Here is a 20388-nt window from a genome sequence, read left to right on the forward strand (position 1 = left end):
CATCAATCGAAATTCAGGGCGACGAAGTCCCAGTTGAGGATCTTCCAGACGTTTTCGAGGTACTTGGGCCGCGCATTGCGGTAGTCGATGTAGTAGGCGTGCTCCCACACATCGATGGTCAGCAGCGGAATCCGGCCATGGGCGATAGGGGTGTCGGCGTTGCTGGTGTTGACGATGTCCACACCGCCGTCGCCGGTCTTGATCAACCAGGTCCAGCCGGAGCCGAAGTTGGCCATTGCCTGGGCGTTGAAGGTCTCCTTGAACGTGGCGAAGGAACCGAACCGGGCATCGATCGCCTCGGCCAGCGCGCCGCCCGGCTCGCCGCCGCCATGGGGCGACAGGCAGTGCCAATAGAAGGTGTGGTTCCACACTTGCGCCGCCTGGTTGAATAGCCCGCCAGAGGACGACTGGATGATCTCTTCCAGGGTCTTGTCGGCGTCCTCGGTGCCCTCGATCAGCTCGTTGAGCTTGTCGACGTAGGCCTGGTGATGCTTGCCGTAGTGGTAGTCGAGCGTCTCGGCAGACAGATGCGGTGCCAGCGCATTCTTCTCATAAGGCAGTGCGGGCAATTCGAATACCATGTTCATTGACTCCTTGGCGTCACGGTCGATGCAGAGCAAGGACAACCTGTGCCATCCGACTCAGTCGGCTGGCGCGATGCCCTGTCCACAGCCCCGATACGTCTCGCCGTCGAGCGACAGGGTCACCCGGGCCGGAAAGGGCTTGCCACTCATGGAGTCGAAACACGCCCGGGCTTCCAGCTCCAGGGTGAAGGGCTGATCGGCCCGGCCGCTGGCGAGCTTCACCCGCCCATCGGCATTATCCATTTCGACGACGCGATAGGGCAGGGAAAGCTCGCGCTCGCCATAGTCCAGTACCATCGACAGCTCTGGCACGTCGTGGGCCAGGCTTACCGTCCAACCGGGTTCGTTGCCGCGCCCGTGGAACATCACGCCGGGCCGCTGGTCGCGGGTCAGGGTGCTGCGCGTCATGTCGGCCGTGCAGTCCAGCCGGCCATTGGCGCTCTCCACCATGGCTTCGTCTCCCTTGGCCCAGAAGCTGAGGTCGCCCTGTTGATAGCGCGAGCCGCTGGCCACCACGGCCGGCAACAGGCGGTAGGCGCCATGGGCGGACCACAGCCGCAGCTCCTCTTCGGTCACCGCAGCAACCAGATCCTGCGCCGGCGTGCAGCGCCAGGCCTGGAACTCGTCCGCACCGCCGGCAAACAGCAGCGACGGCATCAACGGCGCCGTCGGCGACACGGTCGAGTCACCGTCGGGCATCGCGCTCCCGCGTGACTCACTGATTTCGGGCGCGGGAGCTTCGGACTCGGTGGCGTCACCCGGCGTAGTGGCACAGCCGGTCACGGTGGCCAAGGCCGTTAACAGCAGCGGCAGGCGCAACAACGGCCCGAACGGTAAGCGAAACGTCATGGCAGACTCCTTGCGGGATAGGGATTCCATCGCCGCAAGCATACCAGCCTCGGCGCCGGGCACCGACTCGGCAAGGTTAGCGGTAGCGCTGCCGCAGTTCCCGAGCCGCCTCGACCATGCGCGCCAGCGCCGCCTCCACCTCCGGCCAGTCGCGGGTCTTGAGGCCGCAGTCCGGGTTGACCCACAGGCGATCGACCGGGATGCGCTCGGCCGCTCTTTCCAGCAGCTGCACCATCCACGCCACCTCGGGCACGTTCGGCGAGTGGATGTCGTAGACTCCCGGACCGATGGCGTTGGGATAGGCGAAGTCGCGAAAGGCATCGAGCAGCTCCATGTGCGAACGCGAGGTCTCGATGGTGATGACGTCGGCATCCAGCGCCGCGATGGCAGCGATGATGTCGTTGAACTCCGAATAGCACATGTGAGTGTGGATCTGGGTGGCATCGTCGGCCACCGAAGCCGCCAGACGAAAGCACGCCACCGCCCAGTCGAGATAGCCCTGCCACTCGGCCTGACGCAGCGGCAGCCCCTCGCGCAGCGCCGGCTCGTCGATCTGGATGACCGGTAGGCCGGCGGCCTCCAGGTCGGCGACCTCGTCGCGCAGCGCCAGGGCGATCTGCCGACAGGTGGTCTCGCGCGGTTGATCGTCACGCACGAAAGCCCACTGCAGCATGGTCACCGGGCCGGTGAGCATTCCTTTCATCGGTCGCTCGGTGAGCGACTGGGCGTAGCGGCTCCACGCTACCGTCATGGGCGCGGGTCGGGTCACGTCACCATACAGGATCGGCGGCTTGACGCAGCGCGAGCCGTAGCTCTGAACCCAGCCGAAACGGGTGAAGGCATAGCCTTCGAGCTGTTCGCCGAAGTACTCCACCATGTCGTTGCGCTCTGCCTCGCCGTGCACCAGCACATCGAGCCCCAGCGCCTCCTGGCGTGCCACGGCTTCGTCAATGGCTTCACGCATGCGCGCCTCGTAAGCCTCCCACGACAGCTCGCCAATCTTGTAGGCCCGCCGGGTGGCACGGATCTCCGCCGTCTGCGGGAAGGAGCCGATGGTGGTGGTGGGGAACAGCGGCAGATCGAGGGAGCGCTGCTGGGTGCGGGCCCTCACCGGATAGGGATTGGCGCGGGAGACGTCGGCGTCGGTTAGCCGTGCCAGCCGCTCGGCGACGGCCGGCCGGTGCAGGCGCGGCGATGCGCGGCGGGTATCGAGTGCCGCCGTGGCGGCCGCCACCCGGTCGCGCTCCGCCGCACCGTCGCGGCCATCCAGCAACCGCGCGAGAGTCACCGTCTCGTCGAGTTTCTGGCGAGCGAAGGCAAGCCAGCTGGTCAGCTCGGCATCCAGTTCGGTCTCGCTCGCCAGATCCACCGGCACGTGCAGCAGCGAACAGGAAGGCGCTAGCCACAACCGCTCACCGAGACGCAGGCGAGCGTTCGCCAGGCGCTCGCGCAGCACGGCCAGATCGGCGCGCCACACGTTGCGCCCATCGATGGCCCCCACCGAGAGCACCTTGTAGGCCGGCAGGTTGTCGAGCACCGCCGTGAGCTGCTCGGGGGCGCGCACGGCGTCGATGTGCAGGCCCTCCACCGGCAGGTTCACCGCCACCTGCAGGTTGTCGCCGAGCCCGCCAAAGTAGCTCGCCACCAGCAGCTTGACCGGCGCGCTCTGCAGGGCGTTGTAGGCGGCCTCGTAGGCCTGTTTCCAGGCTGGCGGGAGATCCTGCACCAGTGCCGGTTCGTCGAGCTGGACCCACTCCACCCCCTCGTCGGCCAGCCGCGCGAGGATCTCCCCGTAGACCGGCAGCAGCTCCTCGAGCAGGGAGAGGCGATCGAATGACTCGTCGTGCGCCTTGCCCAGCCACAGCCAGGTCAGCGGCCCGGTGAGCACCGCCTTGACCGGGTGCCCGGCAGCACGTGCCTCGGCCACTTCGTCGAAGAGCCGCGAACTGGCCAGCCGGAACCTCTGCCCGGCATGCAGCTCGGGCACCAGGTAGTGATAGTTGGTATCGAAGTACTTGGTCATCTCGCAGGCCGCCGCCGGTTCACCGCTGGGCGCCCGGCCGCGCGCCATGCGAAAGGCGGTGTCCAGATCCACATCGCCACGGGCGAGCTCGTCGTCGGCGGCGAAACGTGGCGGCACGGCACCCAGCATGACCGAGACATCGAGCACCTGATCATAGAAAGCGAAATCGCCCACCGTGACCAGATCGAGCCCGGCCTCGCGCTGGGCCAGCCAGTGCCGTGCACGCAGCTCGCGGCCGGTGGCCTCGAGGGTCTCGCGGTCACTGTCACCGCGCCAGTAGGCCTCGAGGGCATGCTTGAGTTCGCGACGGGCCCCGATGCGCGGGTAGCCCAGTACATGAGCCAGTGTCATGATGAATCCTTTGCCGAATGAATGATTCGACAAAGTCTCGCTGGCCACCCTTGGTGAATCAAACTAAACTTGCTAATTCAAAACATGAAGTGAATTCACTCAATGCTCGAACTACGCCATCTCCGCACGTTGATCGCCCTGCGCGATGCCGGCTCGCTAGTGGAAGCCGCCGAGCGGGTGCACCTCACCCAGTCGGCACTCTCCCACCAGATCAAGGATCTCGAGGAGCGGCTGGGCAACCCGTTGTTCCTGCGCAAGACCCGTCCCGTCGAGTTCACGCGCGCCGGCCAGCGCCTGCTGACCCTGGCCGAGCAGGTGCTGCCTCAGGTACGCATGGCCGAGCGTGACCTGGCCAGACTGGTCGGCCAGGAAGCCGGACGACTGCACATGGCCATCGAGTGCCACAGCTGCTTCCAATGGCTGATGCCCACCATCGATCACTTCCGCAACCACTGGCCGGAAGTGGAGGTCGACATTCCCGGTGGCCATCACTTCGACCCGCTGCCGGCACTGGCCCGCGAGCAGCTCGACCTGGTGATCACCGCCGACCCGCAACCGCTTGCCGGAGTCCACTACGAGCCGCTGTTCCGCTATCAGGGCCTGCTGGCCGTGGCGCGCCAGCACCGATTGACTGGCCAGGCCTTCGTCACCCCCCAGGAGCTGGCCGACGAGACGCTGATCACCTATCCGGTGGAACATGGCCGCCTGGATGTCTTCACCCAATTTCTCAACCCTGCCAACGTACGCCCCCGCGAGGTACGCACGGCCGAACTCACCATCATGATGATGCAGCTCGTGGCCAGCGGACGCGGCGTCTGTGCGCTGCCCAACTGGGCGCTGACCGAGTATCTCGAGCGCGACTACGTCAAGGCGGTGCCCCTCGGCGAGAGCGGGGTTTGGAGCACGCTGTTCGCGGCCGTACGCGAGGAGACCCGCAGCCTGCCGTGGATGGAAGACTTCCTGCGCACAGCCCGGGAGACCTCCTTCGCCGTATTGGAGGGCATTCGCCCGGCCTAGCCGTCGTGGCTCACCGGGTAGCGACGCGGCAGCAGCAGCGTAAAGCGCGCCCCGCCCAGCGTGGGGCTGTCGTCCACCATGGCGCTGCCGCCGTGCCAGGCCATGACCTTCTGCACGATGGACAACCCCAGCCCATAGCCGCCGGAGCGGCGCGTGCGACTGTCGTCGAGGCGCGCAAAGGGCTTGAAGACCGCCTGGCGCTGGGCTTCGGGGATCCCGGGGCCGTCGTCTTCGACGTCGATGCGTATCGCACGGTGCTCGCCGTGCAAGCTGATCAACACGTCGGACTGGGCATGGCTGCAGGCATTGCTCACCAGGTTCTGCAGGGCACGCTGCAGGTAGCGCGGCTCGGCCTCGACCTCGATGTCTTCGCCGGGGGCCGTATTCAGCTCGAGGTGCGGGTGTAGCGGCGCCAGCGCCTCGACCACGCGCTGCGCCATGGCCCGACAGTCCACCGGCTCGGTCTCAAGCGCCATGTTCTGCCCCTGGTCGCCGCCCAGCCGTGCATAGGTGAGAATCTCGTCGATCAGACCATCGAGCTCCTCGATGTCGCTGTCGATGCCCCCCAGCTGGCGGCGCACGGCCTCCTCTTCGGTCATGTCCTCGACCATCTGCACGGCAAAGCGAATGCGCGCCACGGGGGTGCGCAGCTCATGGGAGACGGCACGAATCATCTCCTGCTGAGCGCGCAACAGCGACTGCACCTGGGCCGCCATGCCGTTGAAGGCCATGCCCAGACGCCCCATGAAGTCGCCGCTCTCGACTTTCATGCGCGTATCCAGGTGGCCGCTGGCAATACGCGTTGCCGCCAGCTCGAGCCGCGCCATGCGTCCCTCCACGCCACGCACGATGACGTAGATGGCCCCGGCCAGTCCCAGCAGAATGATCACCGCCAGCAGGATCGACAGCGACAGCGGCATGGGCTCGAAGGCGTTGAGCGGCCCCACCTGTACCCACTCGAACCCATCCTGCTCGGTAGGCAAACGCAGGTAGAGCGATAGCGCCCAGCGCTGAGGCAGCAGACGAATGACCACCTCGGCTTCCTGCAAACGCGCCAGCTGCGCCGGCTCGAGGTCTTCCGGCGGAGCCTGAGTGAGTACCAGCGGAATGGCCGACCCCTGAAGCCGCTGCAAACGCTCGAGACGCTCCTCGCCCTGCACGGCCGAGAGCCAATCGCCCAACATGCCGGTCAGCCCCAGCAACTGATGCTCACCCAAGCTGCTCAGCGAGGCGGTGAGCACCCGCGCTTCGCCGGGCAGCTTGCGATGCAGCCGCCATCCTCCTTCATCCCGCTCTTCGACCAGGGTGCGCCCGGCTTCCAGGCGCGCGCGCTCGAAATAGCCCAGAGGATGAGAAGGGAGTTCGTGCAACGCCATGTCGATATCGAGCTCACCGCCCTGGCGCTGCAGCCAGGCGCTACGCTCGGCCTCGGGCAGAGCCGCCAGTTGGGCGGTCAACAGCGCCATGGGAGAGGTGGCCAACTGCTCGTGGTAGTGCTCACGGCGCACCTTGTCGACCAGCAGGAAGCCACCCACTGCCAGGCCACCGGTCAATACCAGAACCAGCGCGATCAGTACGTAGACGCGCAGGAAGGTATTGTCGACCAGAGTCCGAGGAAGCGCCATCAGCCATCCTTGACGAACAGATACCCCTTGCTGCGCACCGTCTTGATGCGATGCGGATGATTGGGGTCGTCACCGATCTTGGGCCGGATGCGCGACACCCTCACGTCGATGGAGCGATCCTGACCGTCATACTTGATGCCGCGCAGCTGCGAGAATATCTCCTCACGACTCAGTACGCGCCCGGCATTGCTGGCCAGCAGCCACAACAGATCGAACTCGGCGCTGGTCAACTCGATACGCTCACCGCGAAGCCAAGCCTCGCGGGTCGCGCTGTCGATGTCGAGGTTGCCGAAGGTGAGTTGCATCTCGCCGCCCATCGACTCGGCGCTCTCGGCACGGCGCAGCAACGCTCGCATGCGCGCCAGCAGAACGCGGGGCTGCACCGGCTTGGCGACGTAATCGTCGGCGCCCATTTCCAGCCCCAGCACCTGGTCCATGTCGTCGGTGCGCGCCGTCAGCATCAGGATCGGTCCGGCGAAATCGGAACGAGCCCGACGACAGATCGAAAGACCATCCTCGCCGGGCAACATCAGGTCGAGAATCACCAGATCCGGCTGCAGCGTCACGATCCGTTCGACGCCGTTGGCTCCATCGGCCTCCAGCGTCACACGAAAGCCGTTGGCCTCGAGGTAGTCGCGGGTCAGCGTAGCGAGACGCTCATCGTCCTCGATGATCAGTACGTGTTCCCGGTCACCGGGCTCCAGGTTGTCTTCCATCCTCGTCTTTCCCTTGCTTGGGCATGGTTACCAGGCAGGTGGTTGTCTGCTGCCTCCGCACTGAGATAAGGATACCCGAAAAGCGCCCCGGCGCGTGCAAGCGTGCATGGCAATCGCCCCTCACAGGTAGCACACCGTGCTATCACAGGTTATCCACAGGCTTTGACGTGAATCAGCCACGACCGAAACAGGATTGATTCGCACACCCATCAGGCGTAGCGTAGACCGAAACATTCATCCGACAGGAGGGGCTGACCGATGAGCGACGACAAGCCACGCAGCGTCATCAAACGGGTCTACGTGCCGACCCATGTGAAGCCTGGACCGAATGGGGAGCGGGTGATCGTGCCGGGGCATTATAAGCAATAGGAACTTACAAAAACTATCTAGCTATAAATAATAGCTAGCGCCAATTGATAATGGAAAATCCATCACCACTCCCTGAAACCAGATCTAAGTCATCTGAATAATCAACCAAACCTGACCCCCTAAGATCTACTTCTTTAGCCCTTATTGAACCATACAATGCTCCACTTCCGGTTATCCTCGCATGCGAGTAAGGAGCATAAACTACTGCATGCGAATCATTTCCACCATTCAAAACAACACCGGGATTACCACCTGATTGTGTATATGAACTATATATCACTACTGCAGGCCTATTCTCCCCCCCGTCGCTTTCCCTAACAAATTCCTGCCCAGCCAGAAGATTTGCTCCGCCACCCAAGCGAGTCTTACCAGTAACATATATTTCTAAACTCGCATCATCAGAAACCCTAAGAAGGGTATTATCCCCCAAATCAAAGTCACCGTCCACTATCAGCTTCACATCACCTTCAACGTACAGTTCTTCAAGCCGCCCGCCACTGGACACGTCCTTATTAATTCCTATCACTGAACTCTCACCCTTACTACCTATAACAGTGCGTGACGCATCTTGATTATTACGCCCCCCAGAAAAAGTAAATTTATTATTATTTTCTGAGTAACAATATGAACAACCATTTTTATCAAACCACTCTGACGCAGAAATCAAGGATGCATCCGCCCAAACATCATCGAACATCTCACCTGGAGAGCCATCATCAGCCAAAACACCTAACTCATCACAATCACCAAAATCATAGTTATCATCATAACCAGAAATGGCTTCACTGTAGGTGGAATCCCCATCCCACCAGCTAGGATAATTAATATCCCCAGCTGCAGAAATGCGTGCCGGCGGAAAAACTCCTCCAGAAAGATCCACATCACCACCAGATATAACACCTCCCTGAACATCACCACTACCTGTCATCGAAACAGCTTCACAGCCAACAACAGCCTCATTAAATGGCGTACCACCTGAACCATCTATAATTTCGACAAGCAACAAGTCACTCTCAGTCGAATTTTCGCCAATCGCACCCATGGAAGCAATGTAAAATCTTCCACCATCATTTACATACCGATAATAACATTTAACACCTGACTCACAACCACCACTTACCTTACTATTAGAAAATTCATCATCATTAATGAAGCTATCCCAACCCATCCCATTTACATCATCAACGGAAACATCTTCGTAAACAGCACTTTCAACATTACTCCACCCTAAAGACGCAGCTTTCTCAGCCCCCATCTGCACCTCGGCCGCTGCCTTATAATTCCCTGCCAAGCGCTCTTCTACCAGCGACGACTGCATGCCGGAAAGGCCAAGCATCAGCGACATCGTCAGCATGGAAAGGACGACGATCAGCGCGGCACCCTGCTGCTTTTTCATAATCTGCCCCCTCAATCCGCAACTGCCTCGGTCCGGTTCATGGCATGAAAAATGATGCTTTCCTTCTCACCGACAAGGTCAAACGTAACCCTTAAATGGCCAGATGATGGTTCTTCCACACTGAATGCATCACTCCCCTGAAAGCCATCCACAACGGGCTGCGAGCTATCAGAGTCAACTTGGACATACAAAGACCACTCACCACTAGACTCAGAGAGAAAATACCGGCGCGACTCGCCATCAATATAAACGATCAGTTCATCATCATCGGCTTCAACAGGCTTTTCCGACCTCCGGATTTCACGCACCAACACGTCTGCTGCAAACGTTAAAGCAGCCTGCTTATCGCCCAGCTCCTCCACCTTTCTGAAATTCTGAAACCCTGTCAGAAACAGCTGGCCGGCACCCAAAATAATGACAAGGCCAATCAGCAAAGCTACCATCAACTCGACGAGCGAGAACCCTTCTTGCTTCGCACTACCTGTCAGCGCCAGCCTTTTCTCATCCATTACACTTACCCTCAGATATCCGGCAAGCGGTATAAATATTCAAAGCGCCCGTCCCCCGCTTCAAGGCGGTGTTCTTCCCAGTTCACCGTTACCTTGTATTCGCAGTCATCTTCTTCCGCGACCTGGCTATTTCCTGCATCCGACATGATTTTCCCGTCACCGAACCATTGTTCGACCCAGTCACTGGAAATGGTTGAAATGTCCGATCCACTAGGGCAGTCATCCACTTCGGCCAACTTTGCCCATGTTCTTTCTTGGGCATCCATGGCTGCCAGAGTGGCAACGGAGCGCTGATACCCGGCATGCGCACTCTGCAGCGACTTCAGTTGCATGGCCGCCACGCCCAACAGTCCGATGGAAAGCACCAGCAGCGCTACCAACGCTTCGATCAGCGTGAAGCCACACTGCTGCTTCGCCGTCATGAGCCACCTCGGCCGATTCTGCCAAAGCCACTGATCTGGATGTCCTTGCTATCCCCATCGTCATGGCTGACGGTCAACGTGCAGCCGACGTCACAATCCGAGGGCTCGACGATGCGCCCCAGCCGATCGAACTCGACGGTGCTGTCGTCGGATAGCGTGATCTCATCACCTGAGGCATTGCGAGTACGAATGGGGGCTTCACTGCCGTCATCCGTCACATAGACCCGGTACTCCCAGGGCGAGCCGGCCATTACCTCGAAGGAAACCTCCTCGCGCCGCTTGATGGCTTCGCTGCGGGCGAGATAGAGCCCGGAGAGGATCTCGTTGTAATCGCTGTTGAGGCGGTTGGTGGCCATCATGCTCTGAAACCCCGGAATGGCGATGGTCGCCATGATGACGATCACGGCAATGGTGACCAGCAGCTCGATTAGCGTGAAACCGCGCTGTCGCATCGCATCACCAGCATCCCGACTCGGGTGTAGTTTTACCGGTTTGGTCAACCTTCAACGTTTCACACCCCGACCTAACTTGGCCACCATCATGTGTTGCCTTTAACGTAAAGGTAGAGCCCGCATCCCCTTCAAAATTAATTTCATAGAAACCTTTCTCAGAATCTACCGGTAAGCTAACACACCCTTCATAGGAGTAACTGTTGGTGTAACAGCGCTCCAGTTGCCCGGCGATTTCCAACAACTTGGCCTGTCCATCGCTGACGCGGGCGTTCTTCACGTAGTTCTGGTAGCTCGGATAGGCGATAGCGGCGAGGATACCGATGATGGCCACGGTGATCAGCAGCTCGATCAGCGTGAAGCCGGTGCTTCGGCGTACCCGAGCTGACGGTATCTGGTGGCAGAAGCGGTGGTAGCTGGTCACGCGGTACGTCTCCCCTGCGGTGCGGCGTTCGATTTCAGTATGTGGCAACTCAGTCGCAGGTACCAGGGACGAGATCAACGAAGCCGGGCATTTGCCCGGCTTCGTTGATGAAGGATGGCAGATGAGCCTTACCAGATAGCTAGCACTCGCGTGGCCCCCATTCTAGCCGCTGGCAATGACCCGTTCGCGCAGTTCCCGCGGCATGGAGAAGGTGATGGTCTCCTCGCGGCCGGCGAGTTCTTCCGGCGCCGTGGCACCAAGGCGCTGCAGGCGTTCGATCACGCCCTTGACCAGCACCTCGGGGGCGCTAGCCCCGGCGGTAACACCCACCGAGTTCACGCCTTCCAGCCAGGCCGGGTCGATCTGCTCGGCGTTGTCGATCAGGTAGGCCGGTGTTCCGACGCGCTCGGAGAGTTCACGCAGGCGATTGGAGTTGGAGCTGTTGGGGCTGCCCACCACCAGCAGCAGGTCGCTGCCGGCAGCGAGGTCGCGTACCGCATCCTGGCGGTTCTGGGTGGCGTAGCAGATGTCGTCCTTGCGCGGTCCGTCGATGGCCGGGAACTTGGCGCGCAGGGCGTCGATCACCTTGGCGGTGTCGTCCATGGAGAGCGTCGTCTGGGTGACGAACGCGAGCCGGCTCGGATCCTCGACCTCGAGCCGGGCCACGTCGTTCTCGTCTTCCACCAGGTAGATCTGCCCGCCATGGCGCGTGTCGTAGCGACCCATGGTGCCTTCCACCTCGGGGTGACCTGCGTGACCGATCAGGATGCACTCCTGGCCACGCTTGGCGTAGCGCAACACTTCCATGTGCACCTTGGTGACCAGCGGGCAGGTGGCGTCGAATACCTTGAGGCCGCGGCGCTCGGCATCCTCCTGCACGGCGCGAGAGACGCCATGGGCGGAGAAGATGACGATGACGTCGTCAGGCACTTCATGGAGCTCCTCGACGAACACCGCCCCCCGCTCGCGCAGGCTGTCGACCACGAAGCGGTTGTGAACCACCTCGTGGCGCACGTAGATGGGCGGGCCGAAGACATCCAGCGCCCGGTTGACGATCTCGATGGCGCGGTCGACGCCGGCGCAGAAGCCGCGCGGATTGGCCAGCTTGATTTGCATGGTTGCCTTGCCTTGATGCCTCGGCATTCCGTCAGGAATTCTCTCATGGATCGGGGGCTGTTCCGGCGGCAGGGCTCTACGCGAAGGCGCTGTGAACCCATCCCTGGGCGCTACTTTTGCCATCCCTGGCAAAAGACCTTCGCTTCGACCTGCCCCCGGCGCCCCTCAACCAAGAATACGTAGATGTGCAAACTCAGTGGGTCTGTGCAGGCTTCACACCCAGCACTTCCACCTCGAAGGTCAGGGTACGCCCCGCCAGCGGATGGTTGAAGTCCACCTCCACCTGTTTTTCGTCGACGCGTTTGATCACCCCAGGCAGCTCGCCGCCGGCGGGGTCGGCGAAGGACATCACCGTGCCCACCTCGGGCTCCATGTCCTCGAAGTCATCGCGCTTGAGCAGCTGGATGTTCTGCGGGTTGTGCTGGCCGAAGGCATGCTCCGGAGTGATCTCGAAGGCGCCGCTTTCGCCCGCCCCCATGCCCTGGATGGGCTTCTCGAAGCCGGGCGGCAGGTTGCCGTCGCCGACCGCGAAGGTGGCCGGCGACTTGTCGCGGGTGGAATCCACCACGGTGCCGTCTTCCAGTTTGAGGGTGAAGTGCAGGGTCACTTCCATGCCTTCGTCGATGCGGTAATCGGTCATCGTTTCTCTCATGCGTTGCGACTCGAGACTCGCCCGAGCGTCAGTGGTTCCGCTGGCGCGCCCGGCGCCTCTCGCCGAACACCGATTCCCAGATCAGCCCGATGGCCCCCAGGGTGATGCCGATGTCCGCCACGTTGAAGGCCGGGTAGTACCAGCCGGCCAGATGGAAGGAAAGGAAATCCACCACGTAGCCGTGGACCAGACGGTCATAGAGGTTGCCCAGCGCCCCGCCGATGATCGCTGCCAGGGAGACGGCCATCAGGGTTTCGTCGGCCTTGAGCCGGCGCATCCAGATCGTCAGGCCGACACTCGCGCCCACGGCGATGGCGGCGAAGAACCAGCGCTGCCAGCCGGGGTGATCGGCCAGAAAGCTGAACGCCGCCCCGGTGTTGTGCAACAGCGTCAGGTCGAAGAAGGGTAGCACTTCCACCGGACGGGCGTACTCCAGCCAGGTCGTGGCAGCGGTCTTGGTGGCCAGGTCCAGCACCAGTACCGCCGCAGCCAGCCACAGCCAGCGCAACGGCTGCCTCATGGGCGCCACCTCAGCGCCCTGCCTGGTGTCATGTTCGGGCATGCTGCCCACCTCACGCATAGTGACGAGTCTCGCCGGGACCGTCCGGCAGGTTGCTGATACAACGACCGCACAGGTCCTCGTGACCGGCATGCTGGCCGACGTCCTCGCGGTGGTGCCAGCAGCGCTCGCACTTGCGGTATTCGCTGGCCGCGACGGCCACCTTGAGTCCCTCGAGTTCGGTCACCTCGGCATCGCCGCCATCAGCCAGCGACGCCAGGTGCACTTCGCTGGTCAGCATCACGAAGCGCAGCTCGTCGCCGAGACGGCTCAGGGTCTCGCGGAGTTCGTCATCCACGTAGAGCGTGATCTCGGCGGCCAGGTTGCCCTTGATCACCTTGGCATTGCGGGCCTCCTCCAGGCACTTGTTGACGGCCTGCTTGACATTAAGCACCCGCTCCCAGAAGTCGCGTCCCAGTTCGGCCTCGTCACTCAAGGCGCCCAAGCCATCATAGTATTCCTCGAGCAGGATGCTCTCGCCACGCGTGCCGGGGATATGCTCGTAAATCTCCTCGGCGGTGAAGCTAAGGATCGGCGCGATCCAGCGGACCAGCGCCTGGACGACATGGTACAGCGCGGTCTGAGCACTGCGACGGGCCACCGAATCCACCTGGGTGGTGTACTGGCGATCTTTGATCACGTCCAGATAGAAACCGCCCAGTTCCCGGGCACAGAAGCCATGCACCTGCTGGTAGACATCAAGGAAACGATACTCCTCGTATGCCTGCTGGATGCGCGCCTGCAATTGGGCAGCACGGTCCACCACCCACCGGTCCAGAGCCAGCATGTCATCGAAGGCCAGGGCATCGCGCCCGGGTTCGAAGCCGCTGAGGTTGGCCAGCAGGAAGCGCGACGTATTACGGATGCGTCGATAGACATCGGCGGTGCGCTTGAGGATCTGATCGGAGACTGCCATCTCGCCGGAATAATCGGTCGAAGCGACCCATAGGCGCAGGATGTCGGCGCCGTACTGGTCCATCACGTCCTGGGGGTCGACCACGTTGCCCTTCGACTTGGACTGCTTGTGCCCCTTCTCGTCCACGGTAAAGCCGTGGGTGAGCAACTGGCGATATGGGGGATGACCATCGATCGCCGAGCCGGTGAGCAGCGAGGAATGGAACCAGCCACGGTGCTGATCCGAACCTTCGAGATACAGATCGGCACGCGGCCCCTGGTCATGCCCCATCGGGTGCGAACCGCGCATCACATGGCGATGCGTGGTACCGGAATCGAACCAGACGTCCAGAGTATCGGTGACCTTCTCGTACTCGCTGGCCTCGTCGCCCAGCAGCTCGGCCGCCTCCAGGCGGAACCAGGCATCGATGCCCTCGCGCTCGACGCGCTTCGCCACCTCTTCCATCAGCTCGACGGTGCGCGGATGCAGCTCGCCGGTCTGCTGGTGGAGGAAGAAGGGAATCGGTACCCCCCAGTTGCGCTGGCGCGAGATACACCAGTCCGGGCGGTTGGCGATCATCGAGTGCAGGCGCGCCTTGCCCCAGGCGGGCGTGAAGGTCGTCGCCTCGATACCGGCTAGCGCCCGCTCGCGCAGGCTACGGCCATCGCCGCCGGTCACGTCCATGCCCACGAACCATTGGGCGGTGGCCCGATAGATCACCGGCGTCTTGTGGCGCCAACAGTGCATGTAGCTATGCGTGATCGGGTGGTGGGCCAGCAAGGCATCGACCTCGTCGAGCTTGGCGACGATCTGGAGGTTGGCCTTCCAGATCGACTGCCCGCCGAAGAAGGGCAGGTCGTCCACATAGACGCCATCGCCCTTGACGACACTGATGAAGTCGTCGAATTCGATGCCGTATCGACGGCATGACTCGAAGTCATCGACCCCGTGCACCGGTGCCGAGTGGACGATACCGGTACTGCCCTCCTCGACTTCCACGTAGTCCGCCAGGAACATCGGCGCACGGCGCTCGTAGAAGGGATGTGCGAACTCGATCAACTCCAGTCGCTGGCCGGCTGCGGTGGCGATGATACGCCCCTCGAGTCCGTAGCGCTCTAGGCAGCTCTCCACCAGCTCCTCGGCCAGCAGCAACAGCCGGTCACCCACGTCGACCAGGGCATAAGTGAACTCGGGGTGCACGTTAAGTGCCTGGTTGGCGGGGATGGTCCAGGGCGTGGTCGTCCAGATCACCACGGCGGCGGGCTTGGGCAGCTCGGTCAACCCGAAGGCAGCGGCCAGCTTGCCGTCCTCGACGCAGGGGAACGCCACGTCGATGGCATCGGACTGCTTGTCCTGGTACTCCACCTCGGCTTCGGCCAGCGCCGAGCCGCAGTCGAAACACCAGTTGACCGGCTTCAAGCCCTTGAAGACGTAACCCGCCTCGACCATGTCGGCCAGGGCACGAATCTCGCCGGCCTCGTTGGCAAAGTCCATGGTGCGATAAGGACGCTCCCAGTCGCCGATCACCCCCAGGCGAATGAAGCTCTTGCGCTGCCCCTCGATCTGCTCGGCGGCATACTCACGACACAACGCCCGAGCCTGAGCCGGCTCCAGGTGCTTGCCATGGGTCGTCTCGACCTTGTGTTCGATGGGCAGACCATGGCAGTCCCAGCCAGGCACGTAGGGTGCGTCGAAGCCGGCCAGGTTCCGGGACTTGACGATGATGTCCTTGAGGATCTTGTTGAGCGCATGACCGATGTGAATGCTGCCATTGGCATAGGGAGGGCCATCGTGCAGCACGAAGAGCTGGCGGCCGCGGCGCTCTTCGCGCAGGCGGTGGTAGAGATCCAGCGCATCCCACTGCGCCAGCCGCTCGGGCTCGCGCTTGGGCAGCATGCCGCGCATGGGGAAGTCGGTTTCGGGCAGGTTCAGCGTATGCTTGTAGTCGCTCATATTCGGGGGTCAGCCGTCGTCGTGGTCGGCGGGCAGCTCCGCCGAGGAATCGAAAGTCGCGGCCTCGCGCGCCAACGGCGCCGATGCCAGGAAAAGGGTGTGGTCGCCCATGCTGAGCGGGTGCTCGACGAAATAGCGCTGCGCCCGCCGCAGATCAGCAGCAATCTGCCGTTTGAGCGCCGCGAAGTCGTCGAACTTGATCTCGCCGCGCAACTTGGCACAGGGCGTGACCGCCAGTCGCTCGCCGTAGAGTTCGCCGTCGAAATCGAACAGGTGCACTTCGAGCACCGGCCGATGGCTGCCTACCGTGGGCCGCCAGCCGATGTTGGCCACGCCGGCGCGAGCCGTGCCGTTAGGCAACTCGGCGACCACGGCGTAGACGCCGCGCAGAGCCAGCGGCAGAGGCAGCAGCGGCAGGTTGGCGGTGGGCACGCCAATGGTGCGGCCGAGCTTCTGGTCGGCCACCACTCGGCCGGAGAGCCGGTAAGGGCGCCCCAGCATGCGTGCCGCACCGGCGAAGTTGCCGCTGGCCAACAGGGTTCGAACTCGGGTGCTGGAGACGCGTTCGTCGTCGAGGGTGAAGGTTCGCGTATGCTCGACGCCAAAGCCGCTCGATTCGCCCACCGCCGTGAGCAGGTGGAAGTCGCCGCGGCGGTCGCAGCCGAAGCGGAAGTCGTCGCCCACCACCAGGTGGCGCACCCCCAGCCCTTCGATCAGCACACGGTCGATGAAGGCCTCGGCGGTCAGGCTTCTCAGCGCCTCGTTGAACGGCAGACAGAGCACGTACTCCACGCCGCACTCACCGAGCAGGCGCACCTTTTCGCGCAGGCGGGTCAGCCGCGGCGGTGCCTGATCGCCGGCGAAGAACTCGCGCGGCTGGGGCTCGAACACCACCACGGTCACCGGCACCCCCAGGCGTGAGGCCTGCTCGCGACACTGCTCGAGAATCGCCCGATGGCCGCGATGCACCCCATCGAAATTGCCGATGGTGGCCACGCAGCCGCGATGCGTCTCGCGCAGGTTGTGCAGTCCTCGAATCACTTGCATGGCGATGCCACCCGGACGGTGTAAAGTCGTCGATTATAACGGACCGAGCCCCCCTTGACAGCCGAACCGGCTTGGTCTTTCTCTCAGCCTTTCATGTGCTCGCTTCAGCTTTTCATTCGAAAATGGCGTAGACGTACCCCGGTGGCGGCAAGCCAGGCGAAATAGAGCCCCGCACCGGCGAGTACCAATGCCCCCAGCCAGGCGGCGCGCGCCCACACCGACCAGCCGAGCCAGGCCTGCCACTCGGGCGCGAGCCACGCCAATCCCGCCACCATCACCGTGCAGCCGCCAAGCAGCTGCACGCCGTAGCGCCCCCAGCCAGGCTGGAAGACCAACACGCCCTCGCGGCGCAGCAGCCAGCCCAGCATGCCGGCGTTCATGAACGCCGAAAGCGCGGTGGCCAGCGCCAGGCCAGCATGCGCCAGCGGCCAGATGAGAATCAGGTTGAAGACCATGTTGGCCACCATGGCAACGATACCCACCTTCACCGGGGTCTTGGTGTCCTGACGGGCGAAGAAGCCTGGCGCCAGCACTTTGATCAGCATGAAGGCGACCAAACCCACGGCATAGGCACGCAGGCTCATCGCCGCCATGGTGATGTCGTGTTCGGTCATGGCGCCGTAGTGGAACAGGCTGATCAGCAGTGGCTCGGCGAGCACCACCAGCGCCAGTGCCGCCGGCAGGCCCAGCAGCAGCACGCTGCGAATCGCCCAGTCGAGCATGGCGCTGAAGTGCTCACGGGACTGCTCGGCATGGCGCTTGGAGAGCGCCGGCAAGATCACCGTGCCGATGGCGATGCCGAATACGCCCAGCGGCAGCTCGACCAGGCGGTCGGAATAATAGAGCCAGGAGACGCTCCCCGCCGCCAGCAACGAGGCGAGCACGGTATCGAGCAGCAGGTTGATCTGCGATACCGAGACGCCGAACAGCGCCGGCACCATCAGCTTGAGGATGCGTCGCACACCGGCGTGGGCGAAGTCGGGCCAGGGCCGAGGCAACAAACCCAGACGCGCCAGGAATGGCACCTGGAAGGCCAGTTGGGCGAGGCCGGCGATCAGCACGCCCCAGGCCAGTGCCATGGCCGGCTCGGCGAACAGCGGAGTGAGCGCGAGCGCCGAACCGATCAGCGCGAGGTTGAGCAGCACCGGGGTGAAGGCCGGCACTGCGAAGCGGTTCCAGGTATTGAGGGTACTGCCGGCAAAGGCGGTGAGCGAGATCAGCAGCAGGTAGGGGAAGGTAAGGCGCAGCATGTCGGCGGTGAGCGCCAGCTTCGCCGGGTCGCGACCGAAGCCGGGGGCGAAAAGCCATACCAGCCAGGGAGCGGCCAGCATGGCCAAGGCGGTGATCAAGGCGAGCACCGCCGCGAGGCTGCCGGCTACCGCATCGAGCAGCTCGCGCACCTCGCGCTTGCTGCCGCGGGTCGCCACCTCGGAGAGCACCGGCACGAAGGCCTGGTTGAAGGCGCCCTCGGCGAACAGTCGACGCAGGAAGTTGGGGATCTTGAAAGCCACGAAGAAGGCGTCCGCGCCATTGCCCGCCCCGAGCAGCGCGGCGATGACCACGTCGCGCACCAGCCCCATGACACGCGAAAGCATGGTCATGGCACTGACCACCAGGCCCGAGCGCATCAGACCCCCGCTCTTTGGGGCCACGGCGCGCTCGTCATCGGTCACGGTCGATGTCTCGGGCTCGGGCGGTGAACCGGGTGGCTGGCGATCCGTCACGATCTTCCTCGGTCGACGCGAAAGTCTTGCGGTCGGGCACAAAAAAACCGGCCGCAGCCGGTTTTTTCTGGCGCCTCACCGGCCTTACGCCGCGAGCGCCTTGATGCGCGCGTTGAGACGGCTCTTGAGGCGAGCGGCCTTCTTCTTCGACAGCACGTCCTTGTCGGCGATGCGATCGATGATCGGCTGCGCCTGCTTGAAAGCGTCCATGGCCTGGGCGTGGTCGCCGCCATTGATGGCCTTGATGACGTTCTTGACGTAGGTACGAACCATGCTGCGCTGGCTCGCCTTCAGGACACGACGGCCCTCGGCCTGACGGGCCCGCTTGCGGGCTTGCTTGCTGTTTGCCACTGACTGTCTCCTTGGAGAAAGTTGCTGCCGCCGCACCGGGCGACACGTATTTAACCGATTGATCCGACAGGAAAAGAAAAAGATCCCCGTCGGCCTGGCCATCTGGCCGACCGCTTGCTGAGAAGCGATCGCTTATGGGCCGTGTCTGAGAGGATGGCGCATCCTATCATAGCCTCGATGCGTCATGCCAGCACCCGACGCCCCCCGCGCCCATCACACGACCACGAGGTTGTCGCGGTGTATCAGCTCCGGCGCCTCCATGAAACCGAGGATCGCCTCGATCCGATGGCTGGGTTGCCCCTGAATCTGGCGGGCGTCGTCGGCACCGTAGTTGACCAGCCCCTTGGCCACGCGCTCGCCATGTTCGTCGATGCACAGCACCATGTCGCCTCGCACGAAGCTGCCGGATACCGCCTTGACGCCCACCGGCAGCAGACTCGAGCCACGATCGCGCAATACCTTCACCGCTCCGGCATCCAGGGTCAGGCTGCCACGCACCTGCAGCTGGCCAGCCAACCAGCGCTTGCGCGCCGCCATGGGCGCTTGATCGGGGCTGAGCAGCGTCCCCAGCCGCTCGCCGTCGACCAGCCGCGTGAGCACCTCAGGCTGACGGCCGCTGGCGATCGCCGTACAGGCGCCGGAACGCGCGGCCAGCCGCGCGGCACGCACCTTGGTGGCCATGCCACCTCGCCCCAGAGTGCCGCTGCCGCCGGCCATCGCCACGAAGGAGGGGTCATCGGCCCGCCCTTCATGGATCAGTCGCGCCGCGGCGTGGTGGCGCGGGTCGGCGTCGAAGAGGCCTTCCTGGTCGGTGAGGATGACCAGCGCATCGGCCTCCAGCAGGTTGGCGACCAGCGCACCCAGAGTATCGTTGTCGCCGAAGCGGATCTCGTCGGTGACCACGGTGTCGTTCTCGTTGACCACCGGCACCACCCGTAGGTCGACCAGGGTACGCAGGGCGGAACGGGCATTGAGATAGCGCTTGCGGTTGGAGAGGTCGTCGTGGGTCAGAAGCACCTGGGCGGTGAGCAGGTCGTGACGCGCGAAATGGTGCTCGTAGCACTGAGTCAGGCCGTTCTGTCCCACCGCGGCAGCCGCCTGCAGCTGGTAGACCGCCGAGGGTCGCGCCTGCCAGCCCAGCCGCACCATCCCCGCCGCCACGGCGCCGGAGGAAACCAGCACCACCTCGATGCCACGGCGGTGCAGCGCGGCAATCTGGTCCACCCAACCGCCGACGGCCGCCTCGTCGAGGCCGCGGCCATCGTTGGTCAACAACGCACTGCCGACCTTCACCACCACGCGGCGGGCATCACGCAAGGCATCACGCCCTCCTCGCTGATCTTCGAGCGTCATCTCA

At 63.2% G+C, this 20388-nt stretch carries 19 protein-coding genes; 1 reads left to right on the forward strand and 18 read right to left on the reverse strand.

Annotation, left to right across the window (positions count from 1 at the left end):
• Nucleotides 1–2: 2 nt before the first annotated feature.
• The 3 genes from GFD32_RS16485 to metE form a co-directional block, all read right to left on the reverse strand.
• Entirely contained in the window at nucleotides 3–581 is a 579-nt protein-coding gene (locus tag GFD32_RS16485) for a superoxide dismutase (RefSeq protein ID WP_163577688.1), read from the reverse strand.
• A 60-nt stretch (nucleotides 582–641) separates the two neighbouring features.
• Nucleotides 642–1433, reverse strand: coding sequence for an MliC family protein (locus GFD32_RS16490; RefSeq protein WP_163577689.1), 792 nt, complete (start codon nucleotides 1431–1433; stop codon nucleotides 642–644).
• A gap of 76 nt (nucleotides 1434–1509) precedes the next feature.
• Complete coding sequence (gene metE / locus GFD32_RS16495) at nucleotides 1510–3807, reverse strand: 5-methyltetrahydropteroyltriglutamate--homocysteine S-methyltransferase (protein WP_163577690.1); 2298 nt, start codon at nucleotides 3805–3807, stop codon at nucleotides 1510–1512.
• Nucleotides 3808–3909: 102 nt separating this feature from the next.
• On the opposite strand from metE, the gene GFD32_RS16500 reads away from it, so the two are divergent.
• On the forward strand, nucleotides 3910–4824 hold the full coding sequence (locus GFD32_RS16500; protein WP_163577691.1) for a LysR family transcriptional regulator: 915 nt from the start codon (nucleotides 3910–3912) through the stop codon (nucleotides 4822–4824).
• Here the strand turns inward: GFD32_RS16500 and GFD32_RS16505 are convergent.
• The 15 genes from GFD32_RS16505 to proB form a co-directional block, all read right to left on the reverse strand.
• The gene (locus tag GFD32_RS16505) at nucleotides 4821–6449 is read right to left on the reverse strand and encodes an ATP-binding protein (RefSeq protein ID WP_163577692.1); all 1629 of its coding nucleotides are present in this window, start codon (nucleotides 6447–6449) and stop codon (nucleotides 4821–4823) included. The two genes, GFD32_RS16500 and GFD32_RS16505, sit on opposite strands and share 4 nt — an antisense overlap.
• On the reverse strand, nucleotides 6449–7165 hold the full coding sequence (locus GFD32_RS16510) for a winged helix-turn-helix domain-containing protein (protein ID WP_163577693.1): 717 nt from the start codon (nucleotides 7163–7165) through the stop codon (nucleotides 6449–6451). The genes GFD32_RS16505 and GFD32_RS16510 overlap by 1 nt, the downstream gene beginning before the upstream one ends.
• A 403-nt stretch (nucleotides 7166–7568) precedes the next feature.
• Entirely contained in the window at nucleotides 7569–8930 is a 1362-nt protein-coding gene (locus GFD32_RS16515) for a pilus assembly PilX family protein (RefSeq protein WP_163577694.1), read from the reverse strand.
• Nucleotides 8931–8941: 11 nt separating this feature from the next.
• A complete protein-coding gene (locus tag GFD32_RS16520) occupies nucleotides 8942–9439 on the reverse strand; it encodes a PilW family protein (protein WP_163577695.1) in 498 nt (165 codons plus the stop codon).
• Between the two features lie 11 nt (nucleotides 9440–9450).
• Nucleotides 9451–9861 carry a type IV pilus modification protein PilV gene (pilV, locus tag GFD32_RS20075; protein ID WP_163577696.1) on the reverse strand — a complete coding sequence of 137 codons (411 nt, stop codon included), beginning with the start codon at nucleotides 9859–9861 and terminating at the stop codon, nucleotides 9451–9453.
• Nucleotides 9858–10313, reverse strand: coding sequence for a GspH/FimT family pseudopilin (locus tag GFD32_RS16530; protein ID WP_163577770.1), 456 nt, complete (start codon nucleotides 10311–10313; stop codon nucleotides 9858–9860). Before GFD32_RS16530 ends, pilV begins: the two co-directional genes overlap by 4 nt.
• 4 nt (nucleotides 10314–10317) lie before the next feature.
• On the reverse strand, nucleotides 10318–10734 hold the full coding sequence (locus tag GFD32_RS16535; RefSeq protein ID WP_276208816.1) for a type IV pilin protein: 417 nt from the start codon (nucleotides 10732–10734) through the stop codon (nucleotides 10318–10320).
• 162 nt (nucleotides 10735–10896) lie between these two features.
• A complete protein-coding gene (gene ispH / locus GFD32_RS16540; RefSeq protein WP_240455689.1) occupies nucleotides 10897–11850 on the reverse strand; it encodes a 4-hydroxy-3-methylbut-2-enyl diphosphate reductase in 954 nt (317 codons plus the stop codon).
• Nucleotides 11851–12043: 193 nt separating this feature from the next.
• Nucleotides 12044–12490, reverse strand: coding sequence for an FKBP-type peptidyl-prolyl cis-trans isomerase (fkpB, locus tag GFD32_RS16545; RefSeq protein WP_163577698.1), 447 nt, complete (start codon nucleotides 12488–12490; stop codon nucleotides 12044–12046).
• A gap of 40 nt (nucleotides 12491–12530) precedes the next feature.
• Nucleotides 12531–13064, reverse strand: coding sequence for a signal peptidase II (gene lspA, locus GFD32_RS16550; protein ID WP_240455690.1), 534 nt, complete (start codon nucleotides 13062–13064; stop codon nucleotides 12531–12533).
• Between the two features lie 10 nt (nucleotides 13065–13074).
• Nucleotides 13075–15909: an isoleucine--tRNA ligase gene (gene ileS, locus GFD32_RS16555; protein ID WP_163577700.1), complete on the reverse strand. Its 2835-nt coding sequence runs from the start codon at nucleotides 15907–15909 to the stop codon at nucleotides 13075–13077.
• A 9-nt stretch (nucleotides 15910–15918) separates the two neighbouring features.
• On the reverse strand, nucleotides 15919–16956 hold the full coding sequence (gene ribF, locus GFD32_RS16560; RefSeq protein WP_163577701.1) for a bifunctional riboflavin kinase/FAD synthetase: 1038 nt from the start codon (nucleotides 16954–16956) through the stop codon (nucleotides 15919–15921).
• 104 nt (nucleotides 16957–17060) lie between these two features.
• Complete coding sequence (murJ, locus tag GFD32_RS16565; protein WP_163577772.1) at nucleotides 17061–18584, reverse strand: murein biosynthesis integral membrane protein MurJ; 1524 nt, start codon at nucleotides 18582–18584, stop codon at nucleotides 17061–17063.
• Between the two features lie 180 nt (nucleotides 18585–18764).
• Nucleotides 18765–19031: a 30S ribosomal protein S20 gene (rpsT, locus tag GFD32_RS16570; RefSeq protein WP_089688437.1), complete on the reverse strand. Its 267-nt coding sequence runs from the start codon at nucleotides 19029–19031 to the stop codon at nucleotides 18765–18767.
• 213 nt (nucleotides 19032–19244) lie between these two features.
• Nucleotides 19245–20384 (reverse strand): glutamate 5-kinase, encoded by a 1140-nt coding sequence (gene proB, locus GFD32_RS16575; RefSeq protein WP_163577702.1) that lies wholly within the window; start codon nucleotides 20382–20384, stop codon nucleotides 19245–19247.
• Between the last annotated feature and the right edge of the window lie 4 nt (nucleotides 20385–20388).

It is taken from the genome of Halomonas faecis (assembly GCF_010993975.1).
In the GTDB taxonomy this organism is placed as follows: Bacteria; Pseudomonadota; Gammaproteobacteria; order Pseudomonadales; family Halomonadaceae; genus Halomonas; species Halomonas faecis.